This window comes from Pseudomonas sp. UBA5706, from assembly GCF_002419965.1.
Classification (GTDB): domain Bacteria; phylum Pseudomonadota; class Gammaproteobacteria; order Pseudomonadales; family Pseudomonadaceae; genus Aquipseudomonas.
In genome coordinates, this window is sequence record NZ_DIHC01000026.1 from 23,532 (window position 1) to 46,915 (window position 23,384).

Consider the following 23,384-nt stretch of genomic DNA (forward strand, 5'->3'; position numbering starts at 1 on the left):
CATACCGTTTATTGCACCTAGCGTAAGGAAAGCAACGTGAACTGGCTCCAAAGTACTCTGCGTGCCTACCCGGAGATGGCGATATTTCTGTCATTGGGGTTGGGATTCTGGTTCGGTGGCAAGACGTTCAGGGGGTTCAGCCTCGGCGCCGTGACCTCAACCCTGATCGCTTCATTGCTCATCGGTCAGGCGGGGATCGTCATTTCCCCCAACGTCAAAAGCACCTTTTTCCTGATGTTCCTGTTCGCGGTCGGTTACGGCGTAGGCCCGCAGTTCGTTCGCGGTATCGCCAAGGACGGTCTGCCTCAAGCGCTGTTCGCTGTGGTGATGTGCGTGCTGTGTCTGGCCGCACCGATACTGGCGACGTGGATTGCCGGATACGGATTGGGCTCGACCGCCGGGATGTTCGCGGGCTCGCAGACAATCTCGGCGTCCATGGGCCTTGCGACCGACGCGATCAATCGTTTGGGACTGGATGCCGAACAGGCGCGCCAGCAACTCGATGCGATGCCGGTGGCTTATGCCGTGACGTACATCTTCGGGACGGTCGGCTCGGCGCTGATTCTGGCTCTGCTGGGGCCCAAGCTGCTGCGCATCGATCTGGTGAAGGCGTGCAAGGATTACGAAACGAGCATGGGCGGGCACCAGGACATCGCCAGCGAGGGAACGGCGTGGCATCGCTATGTGCTGCGGGCATACAAAGTGCCGGAGCACAGCGTCTTCGTGGGGCTCACTCTCAAGCAGGCGGAATCTCACTCCCACGGCAAACGTGTGTTCATCGAACGACTTCGCCGCGACGGCAAGATCGAACCCTTGACCTCCAGCACCACGCTGATGGCGGGCGATATCCTGGCGGTTGGCGGACTGAACGCTGACATCCTCGCGCTGCTGGGGCATTCGGAGGCCGAAGTCGATGACCCTGAATTGCTGGCAGTGCCCGCAGAAGGGGTCGATATTTTCGTCACCAACAAACGCTATGACGGCCAGACGCTGGAGCAGTTATCGATGATGCCTGCGGCCCATGGCGTGTTCATTCGGCAGATCAAGCGTGGCGCGATTGCCGCCGAGCTGCCCGTGCTGCCCAAGACCGTCATTCATCGCGGTGACATCATCACCCTGGCGGGCCTGACCTCGGACACCAGCGCTGCGGCCAAGGAGCTGGGGCAGCCGGACCGCAAAAGCAACATGGCCGACGTGGCCTTCATCGGCATGGCCATTTTCATCGGTGCGCTGATCGGTGCAGCGGTGTTCACCGTGCATGGGGTGCCCATCACGCTTTCCACGGCAGGCGGGGCGTTGATCGCCGGTCTGGTGTTCGGCTGGTTGCGCTCGATTCACCCGACCTTCGGCAGGATTCCCGAGCCCACCGTATGGTTCATGAACTCGGTCGGTCTGAACGTGTTCATCGCCGTGGTCGGTATCAATGCGGCCCCCGGATTCGTCCACGGCCTGCAGACGCTGGGCGTCAGCCTGTTCATGTGGGGCATCTTCGCGACGTCTGTGCCGCTGATCCTCGGCATGTTCATCGCCCGTTACGTCTTCCGCTTCCATCCCGCCCTGATTCTGGGCTGCTGTGCCGGCGCGCGGACCACGACCGCGGCGTTGGGCATGATTTGCGAGACCGCCAAAAGCAACGTCCCCGCCTTGGGTTACACCGTGACCTATGCCGTCGGCAACACCTTGCTGACCATCTGGGGCATGGTGCTGATCGTCATTCTTTCCTGATACTCCCTTCGCCCACTGCGTGAGGCCGATGGCCTCACGTCACAGGAGCCACTTCACATGAGCACCGATTACAGCCAATACGCGACCCTGAGCCCCTTTGAACTCAAGGATGAACTGATCAAGGTCGCGAGCAGCCAGGAAAATCGCCTGATGCTCAATGCCGGTCGCGGCAACCCGAACTTCCTCGCCACCTTGCCGCGCCAGGCGTTTTGCCAACTGGGCCTGTTTGCCAACCGCGAAGCCGAACTGTCGTTTTCCTTTCTGGGCAACGGAATTGGCGGGCTGCCGAAGGTGCGCGGCATCGAAGCGCGCCTGGATCGATTCCTGGCCGACAACGCCTCGCAGCCAGGCGTGGACCTGTTGATGAAAATCGCCAGCTATGTCCGTGACCAACTGGGGCTCGACGGTCCGGCCTTTCTGCATGAAATGGTCGAGGGCATTCTGGGCTGCAATTACCCGGTGCCGCCGCGCATGCTGAGCATCAGCGAAAAAGTGGTCCGCGAATACCTGGTCAAGGAAATGATCGGCGGCAGCGTCTCGCGCGATGACTTCGACATCTTTGCCGTCGAGGGTGGCACCGCGGCCATGACCTACATCTTCAACAGCCTGAAGGAAAACAAGATCATCCGCGCCGGCGACAAGGTCGCTATCGGCATGCCTACGTTCACGCCTTATTTCGAAATCCCGGTGCTGGAGGACTACGGGCTGGAAGTGGTGCATATCGATGCCTCGCCGGAGCTGGCCTGGCAATACCCACAGTCCGAACTGGACAAGCTGCTGGACCCTGCGATCAAGGTGTTCTTCGTCGTCAATCCGAGCAACCCGCCCTCGGTGCGCATCGACGATAAAAGCCTGGCCTACATCGCAGCGCTGGTGGAGCAAAAACGCCCGGATCTGTTCATCATCACCGATGACGTGTACGGCACCTTCGCCGACAACTTCACCTCGCTGTTCGCCACCTGCCCGCGCAACACCGCACTGGTGTATTCGTTCTCCAAGTACTTCGGGTGCACGGGCTGGCGCTTGGGTGTGATCGCCCTGCACAAGGACAATATTCTCGACCAGCAGATTGCCGGATACGACGAAGCCAAAACTGCAGCGCTCAGCCAGCGCTATCAGACACTGGTGCCAGACACGTCGAAACTCAAGTTCATCGACAGGCTGGTGGCTGACAGTCGTTCCGTGGCGCTCAATCACACCGCAGGTTTGTCGACGCCTCAGCAAGTGCAAATGGTGTTGTTCTCGTTATTTGCCCTGATCGACAGCACCGACAGTTACAAGCAGGTGCTGAAAAAGCTGATTCGCCAGCGCCACCACGCGCTGTATCGCGAGCTGGGTGTCGCGATTCCGGTGGACGAGTTCGAGGTCGAGTACTACACGCTGCTCGACTTCGAGCAGATTGCCCAAGGGCTCTACGGCGCGGATTTCGCGCAATGGGTTCACGACAATGTCGATCCCAATACCTTGTTGTTCCGCATCGCCGACGAAACGGGGATCGTGATGCTCCCCGCCAGTGGCTTCGGCACCAAGAAGCCAGGCGGACGCATTTCCCTGGCCAACCTCAACGAGTATGACTACGCCGCGATCGGCAAGGCACTGCGCAAGCTTGCTGACGGCGCCTATCAGCAGTACGAGAAGACCAAAGACAAGTCCTGAGACCCTCGATGTCTGTCGGCAAGCAGGGCGCTGAAAACGCGCCCTGAATCACTTGCCCGCAGGCGTCGATTCAGTCTTGTATCCGCCCTCGCGCCTCACGCGGGCGTCGTAGGTTTTAAGGTGCATGAAGCCTAGGGCGAGAAGCGAAATACCCTCACGGGGCGCCGAAGCACGACGTTCAAGCAGATCGCCAAGGATGTGATCTGCCTCGGTGCGTGCACCTCGTTCGACATCGCGCAGGGCCGAGGCCACTAGGGTCGAACCCGGCTCCGTCAGGACGTCCATGTAGGTCTGGCGGGTGGCGTGCGACAGTGGATGTCCCGCTTCGTCGGCAATCGCTGCACATTCGTCGAGCAGGTGCACGATCAGGTGAACACCGCCTGCTGCGTTGATATCGCCAAGCGCCGCGCGCATCAGGCAGGTGATGCCGGCGCCGGTGGCAATCAGTACCCATTTCTCCCACATTTGCTGAACGATCCGGTCGCTGGGCTGTGCCTGGAATGCTGGCCCGCAATACAACGCATCGACGATTGCCAGGGTCCGCGCTGACTGCGCCCGGTCCAATTCGCCGAACACGATATGGCTGACGGGGTTGTGGTGCAGGATGACGCCGCAGACGTCGCGGTCCACGGATATCCGGCATTGGCCGCCCAGCACGTTGCGCGGGTGGAAGCGCCGCCTCAACTGCTCCAGATGACGCATGCCGTTCAGCAGGGGCAGGATGATCGTTGCAAGTCCCACAGCGCCGGCGAAGTCATCCATCGCCGCCTCCAGATCGTAAGCCTTGCAGCTCAACAGGATCAGGTCGTAAGGCCGCGTAATGTGTGTCTTGAGCACCCAGGGCGGCGATGGAATATGCACATCCCCCAGCGCGCTTTTCACGGTCAGCCCGTGGGATTGCAGTTGTTCGGCGCGGGCGGGGCGGACCAGGAAGGTCACGTCATGTCCGCTATCCAGCAGGCGTGCGCCAATGTAGCCGCCGATGGCACCCGCTCCCACAATCAATATGCGCATCTGAAAACCTCGCTCATCCCGTCAACGTGTGCAGTGGTTGAACCCCACAGTGAGCGCTCGACACGTGCACCACCAGACGGCGTCAGGCGTTGGCGAACACTAATGTCGTGAAATGGCACGGCCTGGCACCTTCGGTTGTGACCCTCGTTTGGAGAAGCGCGGACAATTGCCTGCAAACAAGAGATCAATCATCGGCGCATGTTTACCCGTGCGACGGTTTGGAGGCAGGCAGATGAAACTCGATGCGAGCATAGCGGCAGTGGTCACGGGGGGCGCCTCGGGCTTGGGCGAAGCGGTGGTGCGCCGGTTGGCCGCCGCCGGGGTCAAGGTCGCGATCTTCGACATGAATGCCGAACGTGGGCAACAGGTGGCCCGGGAGGTAGACGGAGTATTTTGCCAGGTCGATGTGCAGTCCGATGAGTCGGTGGACGCGGGGTTCGCCAAGGCGCGCCAGGTTCATGCTCAGGAGCGGATTCTGGTCAATTGCGCCGGCATCTCCAAGGGCGCCAAGACAGTCAGTCGCGACCGCGCCAGTGGAGCGATCAAGGCGTTCCCCAGTGCCGACTTCGACCGGGTCATCCAGATCAACCTGGTCGGCAGTTTCCGATGCCTGTCCCGCGCTGCCGCCGGCATGCTCAGCCTGGAACCGCTCGATCACGGCGAACGCGGCGTGATCGTCAACACAGCCAGCGTGGCCGCGCAGGATGGCCAGGTGGGGCAATCTGCCTATTCGGCCTCCAAAGCCGGCGTGGTCGGCATGACCCTGCCGATTGCTCGCGACTTGGCAGGCGACGGAGTGCGCATCAATTGCATCCTTCCCGGTCTGTTCGCCACGCCGATGATGTCGGGTCTGCCTGACAACGTGCAGCAGTCACTGGCGGCCTCGGTGCCGTTTCCCCATCGACTCGGCCTGCCTGAAGAGTACGCCGATCTGGCGACGTTCCTGATCACCAACAGTTACATGAACGGTGAGTCGGTTCGCCTCGATGGTGCCATTCGGCTCGCGCCTCGCTGATTTCGGAGCTTCCATGACTTGTGCTTATATCTTTGACGCCGTGCGCACCCCGCGCGGTCGCGGGCGGCCGGACGGTGCGCTGCATGAAATGACCTCTCTGGCCCTGGCGGTGCAGGTGCTGCAAGCCATCCGTGAGCGGAACGGCCTGGACACCACCTGGGTCGACGACGTGATCCTGGGCTGCGTGATGCCGGTGGGTGAGCAGGGCAGCGACATCGCCCGTATCGCGGCGCTGGTCGCAGGGTTCGCGCAGAGTGTGCCCGGAGTGAGCATCAACCGCTTCTGCGCATCGGGCCTTGAAGCGTGCAACATCGCCGCCGGCAAGGTCGCCAGCGGTGAGGCCCGCATGGTGCTGGCAGGTGGCGTCGAATCCATGTCGCGGGTCGCGCTGGGTGCCGATGGCGGAGCCATGATGATCGACCCCACGTTTGCGTTCGATCACTACTATGCCCCCCAAGGCATCGGTGCCGACCTGATCGCCACCCTGCACGGCTATAGCCGCGAGGACGTGGATCGCTACGCGGTTGAAAGCCAGCGTCGTGCCGCCCGGGCATGGGAGCAGGGGCGCTTTGCCAGGTCCATCGTGCCGGTGCTCAATCAGAGTGGCATCGTATTGCTTGAGCGTGACGAGCACATGCGCCCCAACACCACGGTGCAGTCGCTGGCCGGGCTCAAGCCGGCATTCGTCAAGCAGGGCGAATCCGGTTATGACAGCGCCGCGCTCGCGCGCTATCGGCAGGTCGATCAGATCAACCACGTGCACCACGGCGGCAACTCCTCCGGCGTGGTCGATGGCGCCGCGGCCGTGCTGATCGGCTCCAAGGCCGCTGGCCAGGCCCTGGGCCTCAAGCCTCGCGCGCGAATCAAGGGCATGGTCTCGGTCGGCTCCGAGCCCACCATCATGCTCACCGGCCCGGCCATCGCCACACGCAAGGTGCTTGAGCGCGTGGGCATGACCATCGCCGACATCGACCTTTTCGAACTTAATGAAGCCTTTGCCGCCGTGGTGCTGCGTTACCTGCAGGTGCTCGACCTGGACCCGGCCAAGGTCAACGTCAACGGCGGCGCGATTGCCATGGGCCATCCGCTGGGGGCCACCGGGGCCATGATCCTGGGAACTGCATTGGATGAACTGGAACGCACCGGCAAGCAAACCGCCCTGGTCAACCTGTGCGTGGGTGCCGGCATGGGCACCGCCACCGTTATCGAGCGGGTTTGAGGAGCGATATGAACAACTTTTCCGTCACCATCGATGCCGAGGGGGTCGCCCTGATCACCTTCGACGTGCCCGGCAAGGGCATGAACGTAATCAGCTTCGACGTGCAGCGCGAGTTTGCCGAAGTGGTCGAGATGCTACGCAGCAATCCGGCTATCCGCGGAGCAGTATGGGTGTCAGGCAAAACCAGCGGCTTTTGCGCCGGAGCCGACCTGCCGGAAATCGCAGGACGTTTTGACGACTGGCGTGAGGCCACAAGCCAGGTGCAACTGCGCAATGCACTGGCCGAGAGCGCGAGCTGGTCGCGGCATTTGCGGGCCCTGGAAACCTGCGGCAAGCCGGTCGCGGTGGCCATCGCCGGCCTGGCCCTGGGCGGCGGTCTGGAACTGGTGCTGGCCTGTCATTACCGGGTCGCGGTGGACGATCCCACGCTGCGCCTGGCGTTTCCTGAAGTCGGCGTTGGCCTGTTGCCCGGTGCCGGCGGCACGCAACGATTGACCCGTCTGCTGGGCATCAGCGCCGTGCTGCCCCATTTGCTGGAGGGTACGCCGATTGCCCCGGCCGATGCGCTGGCCAGCGGTGTGCTGCACGCCGTGCTGCCCGCCGATCAATTGATCGACGCCGCTCGGCGCTGGGTACTCGAACATCCCGAGGCGCAAGCGCCCTGGGACCTGCCCGATTTCCAGCTGCCCGGGGGAGGCGTGCATTCGGCCCCGGGCTACAGGTACTTCGCCCCGGCTTTGGCGGCGCGCGTGGGTAGCAGCGGGGGGCGCTACCCCGCAGTGGCCAATATTCTCAAGTGCGTCTATGAAGGTGCTCAGCTACCGATTGAGGCCGGGCTGCGCGTTGAGTCGCGCTACTTCTTCAATACCGTTCGCTCGCCCGTGGCCAAGGCCATGGCGCGCAGCCAATTCACCGCGCGTCAGGCCCTGGCCAAGCGCGAAAGCCGTGAAGACTTGAGTGATTACCTCAGTCAACTGCGCCATGCCGTGGCAACAGAGCAGCAGGCCATGGTGGAGGAGGGCATACCGCCCGCATTGATCGCCAATCTGTCACGGCGCAACGCGATACGTGCAGAAGTCGAGCGTCCGGCTGCGGTTGCGCAGCCGTGCGCGGACGAGGTGGATTTTGCCGCCGTCGCCGAACTCGAGCTGCGTTTGCTCTACACCCAGGCACTGACCGCCGTGCGTTGCCTGGAAAACCAGGTGGTTCGCGACCCGCTCGAGGCCGATAGCGGCGCCCTTGCGGCAGGGTTCCCGGTGTGGAGCGGCGGGCCGGTCTCCTATATCGAGGTTCAAGGCCTGGAGGCCTTCGTTGCCCAGGCCGAGCGCCTGGCCAGTCGCTTCCCGCAGCGTTTTCATGTGCCGCGCAGCCTGCATGAGCGGGCTGCCGATAGGCGTGGTTTCCATTCCTGAATTTCACTGTATCGAGGCAACACATGGCCATTGTTATCGTTGAAAACCGTTCAGGCGAACAGATGACCCTGCAGGCGCAGACCGCCCAGTCCCTGATGGACATCATGCGTACCGGCGGCGTTGACGACATCCTGGCGCTGTGCGGCGGCACCTGCTCTTGCGCCACCTGTCACGTGATCGTCGATCCGGCGTTTATCGACCGGCTGACGCCCATGGGCGACGACGAAAGCGACCTGCTCGACAGCTCCGATCACCGCACCGCCACTTCGCGCCTGTCCTGCCAGGTGATTTTTCAGGACGACATGGACGGTCTGCGCGTGACTATAGCCCCGGAAGACTGACGGCCGACTCACGATTAACGCCGACGCCCAGAAGAACAACAAGAGGACCACACCATGCACAAAGACGTCGTGATCGTCGGTGCCGGCCACGCCGGTGCCCAAGCGGCCAGCCTGCTGCGTCAGCAGGGTTTCGAAGGGTCAATCGCTCTGTTGGGTGAGGAGCATGAACTGCCCTACGAGCGACCACCGCTTTCCAAGGAATACCTGTCAGGCGAAAAAAGCTTTGAGCATCTGTTGCTGCGTCCGGCCAGCTTCTGGAATGAAAAGCACATTGATCTGCGTCTCGCCCAACAGGTCGTCACCGTGGATGCGCAAGCCCATCGCCTGACGCTGGACAGTGGCGCACAGCTCGAATATGGCCAGCTCATCTGGGCCGCTGGCGGAGCGCCCCGACGCCTGAGTTGCGCAGGACACGACCTTCAGGGCGTACATTCAGTGCGTAACCGCGCCGACGTGGACCGCATGATCAGCGAGCTGCCCGCGATCCGGCGGGTGCTGGTAATCGGCGGTGGTTATATCGGCCTGGAAGCGGCGGCGGTGCTAAGCAAACTCGGCAAATCGGTGACCGTGCTCGAAGCCCAGGACCGGGTGCTGGCCCGGGTGGCGGGAGAAACCCTGTCGCGCTTTTACGAGGCTGCGCACCGTGCCCACGGGGTAGATATCCGCCTCAACGTGGTGGTCGATCATCTGGTGGGCAATGCCGGTAAGGTCGTCGGCGTGGCCTTGGCGAGCGGCAGCGTGCTGGAAGCCGATATGGTCATCGTTGGCATCGGTATCGTGCCGGCGGTTGCGCCGTTGCTCGACGCGGGCCTGACCGATGGCAATGGCGTGCTGGTGGACGAGTTCTGTCGTTCGTCGTTGCCTGATGTGTTCGCAATCGGCGACTGCGCCGCACACCTCAATCGCTATTGCGCCGCACAGATGCCGATACGCCTGGAATCGGTACAAAACGCCAACGACCAGGCCAAGGTGGTGGCGCGGTTTATCACAGGTCAAGCGCTGGCCTATGACGCGGTGCCGTGGTTCTGGTCGGATCAATACGACTTGAAGCTGCAAACCGTCGGCCTTTCGCTGGGGTACAACCAGACGGTAGTGCGCGGTGATCCCGCGACTCGCAGTTTCAGCGTGGTCTATCTCAAGCAAGGCCGGGTAGTGGCCCTGGACTGTGTGAACCTGGTTCGTGACTACGTGCAGGGCAAGGCGCTGGTCAAGGCGGGTTTCACCCCGGACCTGGACGCACTGGCTGACCCCGGCATCGCTTTGAAAGCCGTGCCTGGCGCGGCAGCCGTATTGCCGGAGTCGACCCCATGAGCCACGCACCCGTACGCCTGGATATCACGCGAGGTATCGCCACCCTGACGTTTGACCGTCCCGAGGCACTCAACGCGATCAATGTCGAGATGGCCCAGACGTTGTTGGCACTGTGTGAACAGGTGCAGGGTCGTGAAGACGTGCGCGTGATCGTCCTTTCGGGAGCGGGGCGGGCCTTCATGGCCGGCGGTGATCTAGCGGCATTTGCCGCCAGCGACGCCCCGGCGCACGTGGCGTCTGCGATCATCGAGCCGCTGCATGCCGCGCTCAGACTCCTGGCGCAGTTGCCGCAAGTGGTCATCGGCAGCGTTCACGGCCCGGTGTCCGGTGCAGGCATGAGCCTGGCGTTGGGCTGCGACCTGACGGTCGCGGCCAGTAACACGCGTTTTTGCCTGGCCTACAGCGCCATCGCCACCAGCCTCGATGGCGGAGGCTCCTGGCACTTACTGCGCCAGCTCGGGCGGCAGCGGGCCTTGCGACTAGCGTTGTGCAATAGCGTGCTGAGCGCCAACGAAGCTTTGGCTCTGGGCCTGATCGCCCACGTAGTGCCCGTCGGCTCCCTGCATGAGGACACGCTATGCCTGGCACGCAAGTTGGCCAGCGGCCCGACATTCGCCTACGGCCAGATCAAACACTTGCTACGTCAGGCCGCCAGCCATACGTTGGAAGAGCAACTGGACGCTGAGCATCGCGCCTTTCGCGCCTGCGCCGAAACGGCAGACTTCCGCGAGGGAGTTGCGGCGTTTTTTGCCAAGCGCCAGGCGGTCTACACCCAAAGCTAATAGGTGTCGCCCCTCGTTTTGACTCTTTAAACCGGGAGTCTTCAGGCCGATTCAGTCCTCACTGAATCGGCCTTTTTTTGCTTGCCATTCATTCGAGCCAGCGCGTCGCGGTTTTTGGCACGAAATGCTTCGTGCGCTCAAAGGTTGCCATCGCTGGCGGCCGACCGACCGGCCAACAATTGGTCAACAGCCTCCCATTCGCCGGCCAGCCACGAATGGCGATAAATCTAAAAATGGGCAAGTGACGAATTATGAGCACACGCGACGTACTCTCCACCGACCGCACCGAATTCAAACCGGCGGCGACTGCCGGCGTGGTGGCTGCCGGGTTACTTCAACAGTTGCATGCGGTGGTCGGTGAGGGCGGCATGCTCACGGGCGACGACGTAAGCTCCCGCCATCCCGGTGTGTTCATGGCGCGCATCGAAGCGGATGCCATCGTGCGTCCCACAACGGTAGAGCAGGTGGCGCAAATCCTCGCCTTGTGCAATGCCGCGCGCCAACCGGTGGTGGTGCAGGGTGGTATGTCCGGTTGGGTACGGGCTACGCAGACGCGTCCGGGTGATGTGGTGCTGTCCCTGGAGCGGTTGAACCGCATCGAACATATCGACCTGGAAAACCGCACCGCTACGGTTCAGGCCGGCGTGATCCTGGAAAACCTGCAGGATCATGTCCAGCCTTCGGGCCTGAGCTTCGCCCTCGATCTGGGCGGTCGCGGCTCCTGCCAATTGGGCGGAAACGCCGCGACCAACGCCGGCGGCGTGCGAGTGATTCGCTACGGGATGATGCGCGAGCAAATCCTGGGCCTGGAAGTCGTGCTTGCCGACGGGCGTATCGTCTCGTCGCTCAACCGCATGCTCAAAAACAACACCGGCTATGACCTCAAGCAGCTGTTTATCGGCAGTGAGGGGACCTTGGGCGTAATCACCCGTTTGGTGCTGCGCCTGCGCGAGCTGCCCTCCAGCAGCAACACGGCAATGGTCTGCGCTTCGCGCTTCGAGCAACTGGCGCAACTGTTGCGGCACATGGACGGCGCGCTCGGAGGGCAACTCAGCGCCTTCGAGATGATCGACAATAACTTTTATCGCGTGAACACCGGTCCCGGCCGGCACCAACCGCCGTTGCCGCGCGACAAGCCGTATTACGCGATCATCGAAACCCTGGGCGCTGACCAGCCAAGGGACACAGAACTGTTTGAGAAAGCCTTGGAAGCAGGCATCGAAAAAGGCTTGATCGACGACGCAGTGATCGCCCGGTCCGAGCGAGAAAAGCTGTCGATATGGGAGATTCGCGAGGACCTTGAACACCTGGTCAAGGACTTTCAGCCCTTCTATGCCTTCGATATCTCCCTGCCGGTGGGCGACATGGAAGCCTACATGAGCCAAGTCACTGCACGCCTGCGGCAGCGCTGGCCCGAGGGCCTGATCGCCTTTCTTGGGCACGTCGGCGACGGCAACCTGCACATCGCCACGGGCGCCGGCAGCGACGATGAGCGTGAGCAGGTGGAAGCCTGTGTGTATGAGCCGCTGGTTGAATACCAAGGCTCGGTGTCCGCCGAACATGGCATCGGCCTGGAGAAGAAGCACTGGTTTCCCATCAGCCGCAGCCCCATCGAACGGGCCTTGATGCAGGACTTGAAAAACCTGCTCGACCCCAATGGCATTCTTAATCCCGGCAAGATTTTCGACACCGAGCCTGGCTCGGCGGCGAGCGAGTGAGCACCATGGCCCGCACCGAACCCTTGCGCCTGCACGGCTATGCCGTTAGCAACTATTTCAACATTGCCCACGCGGCATTGATCGAGACCGCAACGGATTTTGAGCTCGTCACCACCCGGGCCAGCCAGCAGCCGGAGTTTCTCGCGATCAGCCCCATGGGCAAGATTCCTGTGCTGCAAACGCCCGAGGGCTGGATCGGCGAAACCGTGGCGATCCTGGGCTACATCGAAGATTGCCTGCCCAGGCCGACGCTGCACAGCGCCGAGCCTTTGCAGCGCGCCCGCGAGCGCCAGCTCATCAATGTGGTGCAACTGTATGTCGAGGCGCCGGTGCGTTCGTTGTTTCCGGGCGTATTCATGGGCGGCATCAATAGCCCGATCAGCGTCGCGGCGGCACGCATCACGCTGGATCGGGCGACCGCTGCGTTGCGCCGCCTGGTCGCCCCCGAGCCGTTCCTGATGGGCGCCAGCCTGAGCTACGCCGACCTGTTCGCCTTCTACTGCCTGGACATCGCCGAGCGGGTCAGCCGCTTTGTCTACTGCCGCTCGATCCTTGCCGACCTGGGATTGCAAAGCTGGTTCGGCCGGATGGCCCAGCGCGACAGCAGCCAAACCGTGATGGCGATGTTCGAGAACGCTTTCGGGCCTTATCTGAAAGAAAAAAATGCGACTTACCGCTTTCAGCCTGTGGGTTACCGACCTCGTTCCCCCGCAACTGAACAGCGGCCCGCCTGATACACCCACGATTGAATGGGACAAAAAAAATGCGTGACGTGAAGCTTGAGGACAAATACACCGCCGACACGGGCACGGTATTGATGACCGGGACCCAGGCGCTGGTACGCGTGCCGATGCTCCAGCGCGAACTGGACCGCCGGGCGGGCCTGAACACCGCAGGTTTTATTTCCGGCTATCGCGGTTCGCCCCTGGGCTCTTTCGATCTGGAGCTGTGGCGCGTCAAGAAGCTGCTCGACAGCCACGACATTCTGTTCCAGCCAGGCGTCAACGAAGACCTGGCTGCCACCGCCGTGTGGGGCACCCAGATGCTCGGCTCCACCCCGCTGCCGAACAAGGACGGCGTGTTTGCCATCTGGTACGGCAAAGGCCCCGGCGTTGACCGCTCCGGCGACCCGCTCAAGCATGGCAACGTGTCTGGCACTCACCCCAACGGCGGGGTGCTGGTAGTGGCTGGCGACGATCACTCCGGCAAGTCCTCGACCCTGGCGCACCAGAGCGAAGTGGCGCTGATGCATTGCCACATCCCGGTATTCGCCCCATCCAATGTCGAGGATGTAATACGCCTGGGTTTGCTGGGTTTTGCCATGTCGCGTTACACCGGGCTCTATACCGGCTTCAAAATGTGCAACGAAACCCTTGAACAGACCATGACGCTGGACATCCAGGCGGCGGTGGTCACGCCTGTACTGCCGCCGTACGGCGAACTGCCGGCGAAGGGCATCCATAACGTTTCATCGCATATCGACCGTCAGCAATCGGAGGTGGTGGTCAAGCGCTACCGTTGGCCGCTGGTGGAAAGATTCGTACGTGCCAACCGCATCGATCAGGTGCGCATCGATGCGCCGCAACGCTGCCTGGGAATCGTTTCAACGGGCAAGGCGGTGCAGGATGTGGTTCAGGCGCTGGACATGCTCGGGCTGGATGAGGCCGGCGCTGGCGCCCTGGGCATCTCGTTCTACAAGGTAGGCTGCATGTTTCCGGTGGAGCGTGAAGGCCTCGCCGAGTTCGCCGCCGGGCACCGCGAGTTGCTGTTCATCGAGGAAAAGGACGGGCTGGTGGAAGCCCAGGCCAAGGCGATTCTGTACGGCATGGATGCTGCGCCGCTGATCGTTGGCAAGGTCGACGAGGACGGCGTGTTCATGATCCCGTCGGACATCCAGCTTGAGCCAATGCAACTGGCGGTGGTGATCGCCGAGCGCCTGCGCCGCCTGGGTCAATCAGACGAGAGACTGGCGGCCATCGCCGCCCACATGAGCCGCGAGCTGGCCCGCGTTGAAACCATGGACCCGGCCGAGGCCTCCCGCTCGCCGTACTTCTGCTCGGGCTGTCCGCACAACACCGGTACCCGCACGGTGGAAGGCAGCATTGCCGCCGGTGGTATCGGCTGCCATGCCATGGCCATGTACAGCGGCCCGGCGATGATGCCAAACACGCAGATGGGGGGCGAGGGCGGCCACTGGTACAGCCTGGCGCACTTTTCCGACACCCCGCATATCTTCCAGAACATGGGGGACGGCACCTATTACCACTCCGGTCTGCTGGCGGTGCGCGGCGCCGTGGCGGCCAAGGTCAACATGACTTTTCGCATCCTGTTCAACGATGCAGTGGCCATGACCGGTGGCCAGCCGGTGGACGGCCCGCTGACCCCCGGCGATATCACGCGCCAGGTGCTCGCAGAAGGTGTGGTGCGGTGCGTGGTCGTAACCGACAGCCCAGGCAATTACGACGGTCGCAGCGGCCTGGGTGCTGACGTGACCGTGCACCACCGGGACACCTACGAGGCGGTGCAAAAAGAGCTGCGCCAGATCAAGGGCGTGACGGTGATCGTCTATGAACAGACCTGCGCCGCCGAGAAGCGTCGTCGGCGCAAGCGTGGCAAGTTTCCCAACCCTGCCAAGCGTATGTTCATCAATTCGGACGTCTGCGAAGGCTGTGGCGATTGCTCGGTGCAGTCCAATTGCGTCAGCGTGTGGCCCAAGGAGACTGAGGTCGGGCGCAAGCGTGAGATTGACCAATCCAACTGCAACAAGGACTACAGCTGCGTCAAAGGCTTCTGCCCAAGTTTTATCACCGTGCTCGACGCCGAACCGCGCAAGCCGAAGAAATCCAGTCGGGTAGGGGAGCTGATTCAAGACCTGCCTGCGCCTGAACAGGTGGCGTTGAGCGGCGCGTTCAACATCATGGTCACCGGGATTGGCGGTACTGGCGTGGTGACCGTGGGGGCGTTGTTGGCCATGGCCGCCCACCTGGAAGGCAAGGCCTGCTCGGTGTTCGACATGACCGGCCTGAGCCAGAAGAACGGCGCGGTGTACAGCCATGTACGGATTGCCCGCGAGGCAGCGCAACTCGGCGCGCAAAAGCTGGGGGTCGGCGAGGCCGATCTGGCCTTGGCTTTCGATGCGGTGGCAGGGCTGGCCAAGGAGCCGATCATGACTCTCAACGCCCAGCGTACCCATGTGGTGGTCAATCAGCGGGTCACGCCGACGCCTGCCTTCCAGCGCAACCCTGACCTGCAACTGGACAGCCAGCGCATCGTCGGCCACCTGGCGCAATTGTCCAAGACCCTGCATGGCGTGGACGCCACTGGTCTGGGCCTGGCATTGATGGGCGATACCATCGCCGCAAACCTGTTCATGCTCGGGTATGCCTGCCAGAGCGGGCTGTTGCCGGTTTCGCCGCTGGCCATCGAGCGTGCGGTGGAAATCAACGGCGTGTCGGTCGAGTTCAACCAGCAGGCGTTTGCCCTGGGCCGTTTGCAAGCCAGCGATCCGGCGCGTATCGACGCGGCGCTGGCGCAACAGCGCCCGGCCCTGGCGTTTACGCCGCTGACGGCGTTGGCCGATATCGTCGCGCACCGCACCCGTTTGCTCACCGACTACCAGAACGAAGCCTGGGCCAAGCGTTATCGCAGCCTGGTCGATACCGTTGCCGCCGCCGAAGCGCGGGTGCTGCCTGGCTGTGACGCGCTGGCCGTGGCGGTGGCGCGGTATTTCGCCAAATTGATGAGCTACAAGGACGAGTACGAAGTCGCCCGCCTGCACGATTCCCCGGCGTTCAAGGCGCACCTTAAGGAGGCCTTCGAGGACGGCGCGCGCTATCGCTACAACCTGGCGCCGCCACTGTTCGCCAGGCGTGACGGCCAAACCGGGCATTTGCAAAAGCGCGAATTCGGCCAGTGGATGGGCGCGGTTTTCAGCGTGCTGGCACGGTTCAAAGGCCTGCGTGGCACTGCGCTGGACGTGTTCGGCTACACCCAGGAACGCAAGATGGAGCGACGTCTGATCACCCACTACGAGCAGCAGATGGTCGCGCTGCTCGATCACCTCACGCCCCTTAACCATGCCATCGCGATTCAGATTGCCTCGCTGCCGGGGCAGATCCTCGGCTTTGGCCACGTCAAGGAGGCCAATGTCGAGAAGGTAAGCGGGCTGGAGGCTCAGTTGCTGACGCAGTTCCACAACCCGTCGATAGGCCAGCCGACCCAATTCATTCCCGTGCGGCAGCTGTCGGCGCCGGGGCAGTTGAACGAACACGGTTAACCGGATCAGCAGGTGTTGCGTCGTGTCGCGTGGGCAGTCGTGAAGGGTGTGCCTACAGGCTCGGAAACTGGAAATGACATCAAATAATAAGTCCAAAAGGATGTGTCATGAATACTAAAACCAAGCGTGGGGCGTTGCCGTCCCTGAAGCTCTTGACCCTGGTATTGGCCAATATCGGGGTGATGCACCAGGTTCAGGCGATGGACCTCGACACCGGCGAAAACTGGGACACCAGCCTCAACACCACCGTGCAGTACACCATGGGGTGGCGAACCCAGGGGCGCAATGCCGGGGTCGCCAATAACCCGTCCTATGACGAAGGCGATTACAAGTTCAATAAAGGCGACATGGTCACCAACCGGCTCAATGCCCTGGTGGAACTGCAGGGCGTCTACCAGCAGAACCTCGGATATCGCCTCTCGGGGTCGGCCTGGAAAGACTTCGCCTATGACGATCACGTCGAATCCAACCCGGCCTTTGCCGATATCACCAGCTACAGCGGCAGCCGCTATTCCAGCACCACCAAGAAATACAGCATGCGCGGCGCCGAGTTGCTCGACGCATTCACGTTCTACAACACCGACGTGGGCCAGACCCCGGTGTACCTCAAGGCCGGCCGGTTTACCCAGTATTGGGGCAATGCGTTCTTCTTCGGCTTTTCCAACATCGGTTATTCGCAGCACCCTATCGATTACCAGAAGTCGTTCACCTCGCCTGGCACCGAGGTCAAGGAACTGTTCCTGCCCCGTTCGCAGTTGATGGCGACGGCCGATCTCACGCCTGAGCTGTCGGTCACCGGCCAGTACTTCCTGGAGTTCCGCCCCAATCGATTTCCTGAAGGTGGCACGTATCTGGGGCCGTTCGATTTCCTCTACGCCGGACCGAACCGGGCGCTGTCGCTGGGCGGGCCATTTGACGCCGGGGACGAAAACAAGCCCAAGGACATCAATAACAACTTCGGCGTGAAGGTGTCGTGGTCGCCGGAGTGGGCCCATGGCGACCTTGGTTTCTACTACCGCCAGTTCGATGAAGTGCAGCCCGTGGCGCTGGTCGACCTGTATTCCGGTGGCGGCGGCCGGGTGCATCAGGAGTTCGTGGAAAACGCCAAGCTGTATGGCTTTAGCTATGAGGTCAACCTGGGGCCGGTGAGCACCGGGATGGAGCTCTCCTATCGCCAGGACACCGGTCTGTCCAGCGCCCTGCTCAATGGCCAGGTCGGTACCCCGTACAGCAAGGGCGCCACTGGCGACATCGCCAACTTTATCCTCAACGGCGTGTACACCCTGGGCAAAACCCCGCTGTGGGACACCGGTTCGTTGGTCGCCGAACTGTCCTATACGCGTCTGGTGAAAGTCACCGACAACAAGGACGTCTACAACGGGGTCGGCTACGCCGGTTGCGGTGGCGGTTCGAAAAGTGATGGCTGCGCCACCCGCAATGCGCTGGGCGTGGCGATGTCCTTCGAGCCGCAGTGGTTGCAGGTCTTCCCCAGCGTTGACCTGAGCGCGCCGATGTCGCTGACCTATGGTGCCAACGGCAACCCTGCCTACAACGGTGGCGCGTTCTATGCCGAGGGCACGCAGATCTATTCAGTGGGCATTCGGGGCACCTACCGCCAGACCCATTCGGCCACGCTGCAATACAACGGTTACCACTGGAACGCCAAGCACAAGGACACCGACTTCGGCGGTGGCCTGGCCTATAGCGGTGGTAACGGTGCCATCGGGCTCAATGACAAGGGCTGGATCGAGCTGCAGCTCAAGACGTCCTTCTAAGTATTCTCGGGAGAATAACAATGAAAAAGCTGAAGAAACTCTACCTGTCCAGCCTGACCCTGGCCATTACGTTGCTCGCGGCACAGACCGGTTATGGTGCGGTGTCGGCCGACGAAGCCAAGGTCCTCGGTACCAGCCTGACCAAGTTCGGCGCCAGTGCTGGTGCGAGCAAGGACGGTTCGATACCTGCCTATGAGGGCGGCCTGAAAAATCCGCCCAAAGTCGGGGCCAATAACTACCCTGACCCGTTCGCCGGCGAGAAGCCGCTGTACTCGATCCAGCAGTCCAACATGGCCCAGTACAAAGACCTGCTGGGCACAGGCACCCTCGCCCTGTTGGAGCGGTTTCCCGACTACAAGATCGACGTGTACCCCACTCACCGCACCATGGCGTACCCGGACTGGTTTCTGGAAAACACCGTGAAAAACGCCACCACCGCCACCGTAGGCGGAGCGGTTGAGGGCGATAAAGTCGCAGGTGCCGCCGCCGATGGCTTGCCGTACCAGGGCATTCCGTACCCGGTGCCGAAAACCGGCTACGAAGTGATGTGGAACCACTTCTTCCGCTACGCACCGCCGGTCTCACGCCTGCGTTCCAGCAACTGGCTGGTGGACAGCAACGGCAGCCAGAACTCGCTGCCGGGGATCGACGCCGCCTACCTGCATCCCTGGTCGGAGAAGACCGGGGAAATGCGCAAGAAGACCTTCGATTCAATGTTCGGGTTCTGGACCACGTTGTTCTCGCCGCCCACCTCGGCTGGCACCCAGTTCCTCAACTACTACCTGCCTGACGCAACCGATACGTCCAAGGTCTGGTTCTACACCCCGGGACAGCGCCGCGTGCGTCGTGCGCCGGAATTTACCTATGACACGCCCATGGGTAACTACGCCGGGGTGATCGTCTGGGACGAACCTTTCGGATTCGTCGGACGCATGGACCGCTTCAACATGAAGCTGGTCGGCAAGAAGGAAATGATCGTGCCCTACAACGTGTTCGGCGTGACCAACCAGAGCACATCGACCGAGATCCTCGGCAAGCAATTCATCAAGCCGCAATACATGCGTTGGGAGAAACGTAACGTGTGGGTCGTGGAGGCTGACCGCAAGAAGGAAGAACGGCACGCCTACAGCAAGCGTAAGTTTTATGTCGAAGAAGACTGCTGGTGCCTGGTGGGCACCGAATCCTATGACGACGGGGGCAAGATCTGGCGCGTGTCGCAGATCCTTAACTTTCCGACCTGGGACATCGGCGGCATGAACAGTGACACCTGGATGTTCCAGGACCTGCGTAAAGGCAACTACATCATCATCAATGCCGGTCGCACGGAGCCCGGCAACTTCGTCAGAAGTTTCCCCAGCGACGAGAAGCTCAACCTCCCGCTCAACCCCAAGGCGCTGCAGAGTTCCAGCGCCCGCTAGCGGCCGGCTACCCGCGGGGCCGTCAGCCCTGCGGGCGCCTTAAGGTGATTGATGATGAACAGATTCAATGCAGTGAAGTGGCAGGCCGGTTGGCTTGGCGCAGGCCTGTTGTGCGCGACCCTGGCGTTACCGGTCAACGCGGCGTTCCAGGACCCCCTTGACCTGCCAGCCAGGCAGATGGACAACCTGCCGTCGCGCCCCTTGCAGGCGTTGGCCAAGGCCGGTTCGCGCCTGGTGGCCGTCGGTTTGCGCGGGTTAATCATTACTTCCGATGATGACGGCGCCACGTGGCGACAAAGCGCCGTGCCGGTGCAGGACGATCTGGTCGCCGTGCAGTTCCCGACGGCCACCGACGGTTGGGCCGTGGGCCACGATGGCGTGATCCTGCATAGCCGGGATGCCGGGCAAAGCTGGGAGAAGCAATTCGACGGTCGCGCGGCCAAGGACAGCTTCACCCACTACTACCAAACCCTGGCCGATGGTGGCGATGCCGATGCCCAGGCCGCGCTGGCGTTGATCGAGCGCAATTACAAGGTCGGACCGGCCTTGCCTTTGCTGGATCTGTGGTTCGACGACGCCCAGCAAGGGTACGCGGTGGGCTCGTTCGGTGTGCTGATGAAAACCGTCGACAGTGGCCGCACCTGGCTGCCCTGGCTGGAGCATATCGATAACCCGGACGTGCTCAACTTCAACGCGATCGCCAGCATCAATGGACAGCTGTACATCGCCGCCGAGAGCGGCACGATCTATCGGCTCAATCGCGCCACGCAACGCTTCGACAGCATCGCCACCGGTTACGACGGCAGCTTCTTCGGCCTGGCCGGTGATGGTGACACGGTGCTGGCCTTCGGTCTGGTCGGCACGGTGTACCGCACCCAGGACCAGGGACGGACCTGGGCACCGCTGGACAGCCCGTCCCAGGCGATCATCACCGCCGGTATCGCGTTGCCCGACAGCAAGCGCTTTGTGCTGGCAAACGCATCGGGCGATCTGCTGATGGGCAATGACAACGGCCAGAAAGTCGTCTTGCAGCAGACCTCACGACCCGCGCGCTACACCGGCATTCTCGCGCTGGGTCAGGGACGTTTCCTGATGAGCAGCCTGGACGGCATCCGCACCGAGACACCGTCTGACTCGACGGCGCAACGGTAATTTCACGTGAATCGATTTGGAATGCACAGCTGATGGCACACTCGACCCGTCCAAGCGATGGCATGCCGGTCACGTCGGATCTCAAGGATTTCGACACGGCTTCCGGGAACCGCACCGAACGCCTGATCTTCAACCATCGCCGATTGCTGATCGCAATTTGTATTCTGCTGACCCTGAGCCTGGGCTTTTTGTCCACGAAGCTGCAGGTCAAGGCCAGCTTCGAAGACATGATGCCGCAGTCCCAGCCCTTCGTTAAAAACTATCTGGAGCATTCCGGCTCCCTGCGCAGCCTGGGTAACTCGGTGCGCATCGTCGTGACCCACCGCGACGGTGATATCTACGACCCGGCGTATTTACAGACCCTGCGCGAGATCAACGACAAGGTGTACCTGTACCCCGGCGTTGACCGCGCGTTTGTGAAGTCGCTGTGGATGCCGGTGGTGCGCTGGAACGAAATCACTGCCGACGGCTTCCAGGGTGGACCGGTGATGCCCATCGGCTTCGACGGCTCGCCGGCCAGCGTCGAGGCATTGCGCTTCAATGTGCGGCGCTCGGGTATCACCGGGTCGCTGGTGGGTAACGATCAGAAGTCATCGATGATTTTTCTGCCCTTGATCGACAGGGATGCTGTCAGCGGCGAGGCTTTCGACTACAAGGCGTTCCGCGATCAGATCGAGTCATTGCGCAAAGAGTTTGCGCAGCGCGGTGTGGACATTCAGGTGATCGGCTTTGCGCAACTGATCGGTGACCTGATTGACGGCCTGAATCAGGTGCTGATGTATTTCCTCATCGCCGCCATCACCGCAACGCTGTTTATCCTGTTCTATACCCGCTGTTGGCGCAGCACCCTGCTGGTGACCGGTTGCTCGATTGTGGCGGTGGTCTGGCAAATGGGCTTGATGCAGGCGTTTGGGTTCGTACTTGACCCGTATTCGATCCTGGTGCCGTTCCTCATCTTTGCCATCGGCGTATCCCACGGCGCGCAAAAAATGAACGGCGTGATGCAGGACATCGGGCGCGGGACCCATAAATACATCGCCGCACGCTTCACTTTCCGCCGGCTCTTCCTGGCTGGCATGACTGCTTTGCTGGCCGACGCCGTAGGGTTCGCGGTGCTGGCGGTGATCGACATTCCGGTGATTCGTGGCCTGGCGGCAGCGGCCAGCATTGGTGTGGCGGTATTGATCTTCACCAACCTGATTCTGCTGCCTGTGCTGCTGTCATTCACCGGCGTGAGCAGTGCCTCGGCGGCGCGCAGCCAGCGGCGACTGCAAGGCACGCATCCCCTGCTGGTGTGGCTCAGCGGCTTTGCAGAGAAACGCCGTGCCGTGTGGGTGATCCTGCTGACTATCGCGCTCACGGCGGGCGGCTGGATGGTCGCGCTGAACATCCAGATCGGCGACCTTGATCCCGGTGCGCCGGAACTGCGCGCCGACTCGACCTACAACAAGGACAACGCCTACATCAGCAGCCATTACCAGCTGTCCAGCGATCAGTTCGCGGTCATCGTAGCGACGCCGCCACAAGGCCTGATCAATTACGAAACCCTGCTGGAAATGGACCGCCTGGAGCAGATTCTGCGCGACTTGCCGGGGGTGCAGACCACCGTGTCGGCCGCGACCCTGGCCCGGTCCTATACCAAGGTGGGCTTCGAGGGGTCGTTGAAATGGGAGAGCATCAACCGCGACCCGTTCGTGTTGCAGGACGCGATGAATCTGGTGTCCGCCACTAGCCCGGAAATGTTTAACGATGCGCGCTCGGTGGCGCCGATCATTGCCTTTCTCAGCGACCACAAGGCCGAAACCCTGACCCGCGTGGTCGCGGCGGTCGAGGCGTTTGCCAAGACCCATAACACCGAAGAGCGGCAATTCCTGCTGGCGGCAGGCACCTCGGGGATCGACGCGGCAACCAACATCGCGGTGGAGCACGCCAACCGGACCATGCTGCTGTACGTGTACGCGGCGGTGGTGCTGCTGTGCTTCATCACCTTCCGCAGCTGGCGGGCGGTGATCGTCGCCGTGGTGCCGTTGCTGGTCACCACCATTTTATGTGAGGCGCTGATGGTCATGCTGGGCATCGGCGTGAAAGTGGCGACCTTGCCCGTGACAGCCCTCGGCGTCGGGATAGGCGTGGACTATTCGTTGTACCTGCTGACCATCCACCTCTACCACCAGCGCCAAGGCGCCTCGGTGCGTGACGCTTACCTCGCGGCGCTGTCCTCCACCGGCAAGGTCGTGGCCTTGATCGGCGTGACGCTGTCCGCCGGCGTGGTCACCTGGGCCTGGTCGCCGATCAAGTTCCAGGCCGACATGGGCATCCTGCTCGCGTTCATGTTCCTGTGGAACATGCTGGGCGCGCTGATATTGGTGCCGAGCCTGGCCGCGTTCCTGCTGCCGCAGTCGCGGCTGACCCAGCAGGGCGGGCAAGCGCGTGACACCCGCGCGCTCAATCCCAAGGTTGAAAACTCGCCGCCGGCGCAAACATTGGCGACGAGCAAGCCGCCCACCGCGCGGGCGAGTTGAGGGCAGCGCCATGCCCATGCCAGTCACAAAAACAATAATGAGAAGGGG

16 protein-coding genes are annotated in these 23,384 nt (G+C 62.1%); 15 read left to right on the forward strand and 1 reads right to left on the reverse strand.

Annotated elements, in window-relative coordinates; translation table 11 throughout:
• Positions 1-36: 36 nt before the first annotated feature.
• Together aspT and B3I26_RS11545 are read left to right on the forward strand one after the other, a co-directional pair.
• A complete protein-coding gene (gene aspT, locus B3I26_RS11540; protein ID WP_133753018.1) occupies positions 37-1,725 on the forward strand; it encodes an aspartate-alanine antiporter in 1,689 nt (562 codons plus the stop codon).
• A 57-nt stretch (positions 1,726-1,782) separates the two neighbouring features.
• Positions 1,783-3,381 carry a bifunctional aspartate transaminase/aspartate 4-decarboxylase gene (locus B3I26_RS11545; RefSeq protein ID WP_296257812.1) on the forward strand — a complete coding sequence of 533 codons (1,599 nt, stop codon included), beginning with the start codon at positions 1,783-1,785 and terminating at the stop codon, positions 3,379-3,381.
• Positions 3,382-3,429: 48 nt separating this feature from the next.
• Here the strand turns inward: B3I26_RS11545 and B3I26_RS11550 are convergent, their stop codons facing one another.
• Positions 3,430-4,395, reverse strand: coding sequence for a 2-dehydropantoate 2-reductase (locus B3I26_RS11550; protein WP_296257813.1), 966 nt, complete (start codon positions 4,393-4,395; stop codon positions 3,430-3,432).
• Positions 4,396-4,627: 232 nt separating this feature from the next.
• Between B3I26_RS11550 and B3I26_RS11555 the strand changes: the two genes are divergently transcribed.
• The 13 genes from B3I26_RS11555 to B3I26_RS11615 all read left to right on the forward strand — a co-directional run bounded on the left by B3I26_RS11555 (position 4,628) and on the right by B3I26_RS11615 (position 23,336).
• A complete protein-coding gene (locus B3I26_RS11555; protein ID WP_296257814.1) occupies positions 4,628-5,410 on the forward strand; it encodes an SDR family NAD(P)-dependent oxidoreductase in 783 nt (260 codons plus the stop codon).
• 13 nt (positions 5,411-5,423) lie between these two features.
• Positions 5,424-6,629 carry an acetyl-CoA C-acetyltransferase gene (locus tag B3I26_RS11560; RefSeq protein ID WP_296257815.1) on the forward strand — a complete coding sequence of 402 codons (1,206 nt, stop codon included), beginning with the start codon at positions 5,424-5,426 and terminating at the stop codon, positions 6,627-6,629.
• 8 nt (positions 6,630-6,637) lie between these two features.
• Positions 6,638-8,041, forward strand: a complete 1,404-nt coding sequence (locus tag B3I26_RS11565) for an enoyl-CoA hydratase-related protein (protein ID WP_296257816.1) — start codon at positions 6,638-6,640, stop codon at positions 8,039-8,041.
• Between the two features lie 23 nt (positions 8,042-8,064).
• On the forward strand, positions 8,065-8,382 hold the full coding sequence (locus B3I26_RS11570) for a 2Fe-2S iron-sulfur cluster-binding protein (RefSeq protein ID WP_296257817.1): 318 nt from the start codon (positions 8,065-8,067) through the stop codon (positions 8,380-8,382).
• A 54-nt stretch (positions 8,383-8,436) separates the two neighbouring features.
• Positions 8,437-9,693, forward strand: coding sequence for an NAD(P)/FAD-dependent oxidoreductase (locus B3I26_RS11575; RefSeq protein WP_296257818.1), 1,257 nt, complete (start codon positions 8,437-8,439; stop codon positions 9,691-9,693).
• Positions 9,690-10,475 carry an enoyl-CoA hydratase/isomerase family protein gene (locus B3I26_RS11580; RefSeq protein WP_296257819.1) on the forward strand — a complete coding sequence of 262 codons (786 nt, stop codon included), beginning with the start codon at positions 9,690-9,692 and terminating at the stop codon, positions 10,473-10,475. The genes B3I26_RS11575 and B3I26_RS11580 overlap by 4 nt, the downstream gene beginning before the upstream one ends.
• Before the next feature lie 251 nt (positions 10,476-10,726).
• Positions 10,727-12,193 (forward strand): FAD-binding oxidoreductase, encoded by a 1,467-nt coding sequence (locus B3I26_RS11585; protein ID WP_296257820.1) that lies wholly within the window; start codon positions 10,727-10,729, stop codon positions 12,191-12,193.
• A 5-nt stretch (positions 12,194-12,198) separates the two neighbouring features.
• The gene (locus B3I26_RS11590; protein ID WP_296257821.1) at positions 12,199-12,927 is read left to right on the forward strand and encodes a glutathione S-transferase family protein; all 729 of its coding nucleotides are present in this window, start codon (positions 12,199-12,201) and stop codon (positions 12,925-12,927) included.
• Between the two features lie 11 nt (positions 12,928-12,938).
• Positions 12,939-16,469, forward strand: a complete 3,531-nt coding sequence (locus tag B3I26_RS11595) for an indolepyruvate ferredoxin oxidoreductase family protein (protein ID WP_296257822.1) — start codon at positions 12,939-12,941, stop codon at positions 16,467-16,469.
• 107 nt (positions 16,470-16,576) lie between these two features.
• Positions 16,577-18,244, forward strand: a complete 1,668-nt coding sequence (locus tag B3I26_RS11600) for a DUF1302 domain-containing protein (protein WP_296257823.1) — start codon at positions 16,577-16,579, stop codon at positions 18,242-18,244.
• A gap of 20 nt (positions 18,245-18,264) precedes the next feature.
• Positions 18,265-19,662 carry a DUF1329 domain-containing protein gene (locus B3I26_RS11605; RefSeq protein WP_296257824.1) on the forward strand — a complete coding sequence of 466 codons (1,398 nt, stop codon included), beginning with the start codon at positions 18,265-18,267 and terminating at the stop codon, positions 19,660-19,662.
• A gap of 54 nt (positions 19,663-19,716) precedes the next feature.
• Positions 19,717-20,814, forward strand: coding sequence for a WD40/YVTN/BNR-like repeat-containing protein (locus B3I26_RS11610; RefSeq protein WP_296257825.1), 1,098 nt, complete (start codon positions 19,717-19,719; stop codon positions 20,812-20,814).
• Positions 20,815-20,846: 32 nt separating this feature from the next.
• Entirely contained in the window at positions 20,847-23,336 is a 2,490-nt protein-coding gene (locus B3I26_RS11615) for an efflux RND transporter permease subunit (protein ID WP_296257826.1), read from the forward strand.
• Positions 23,337-23,384 lie beyond the last annotated feature (48 nt).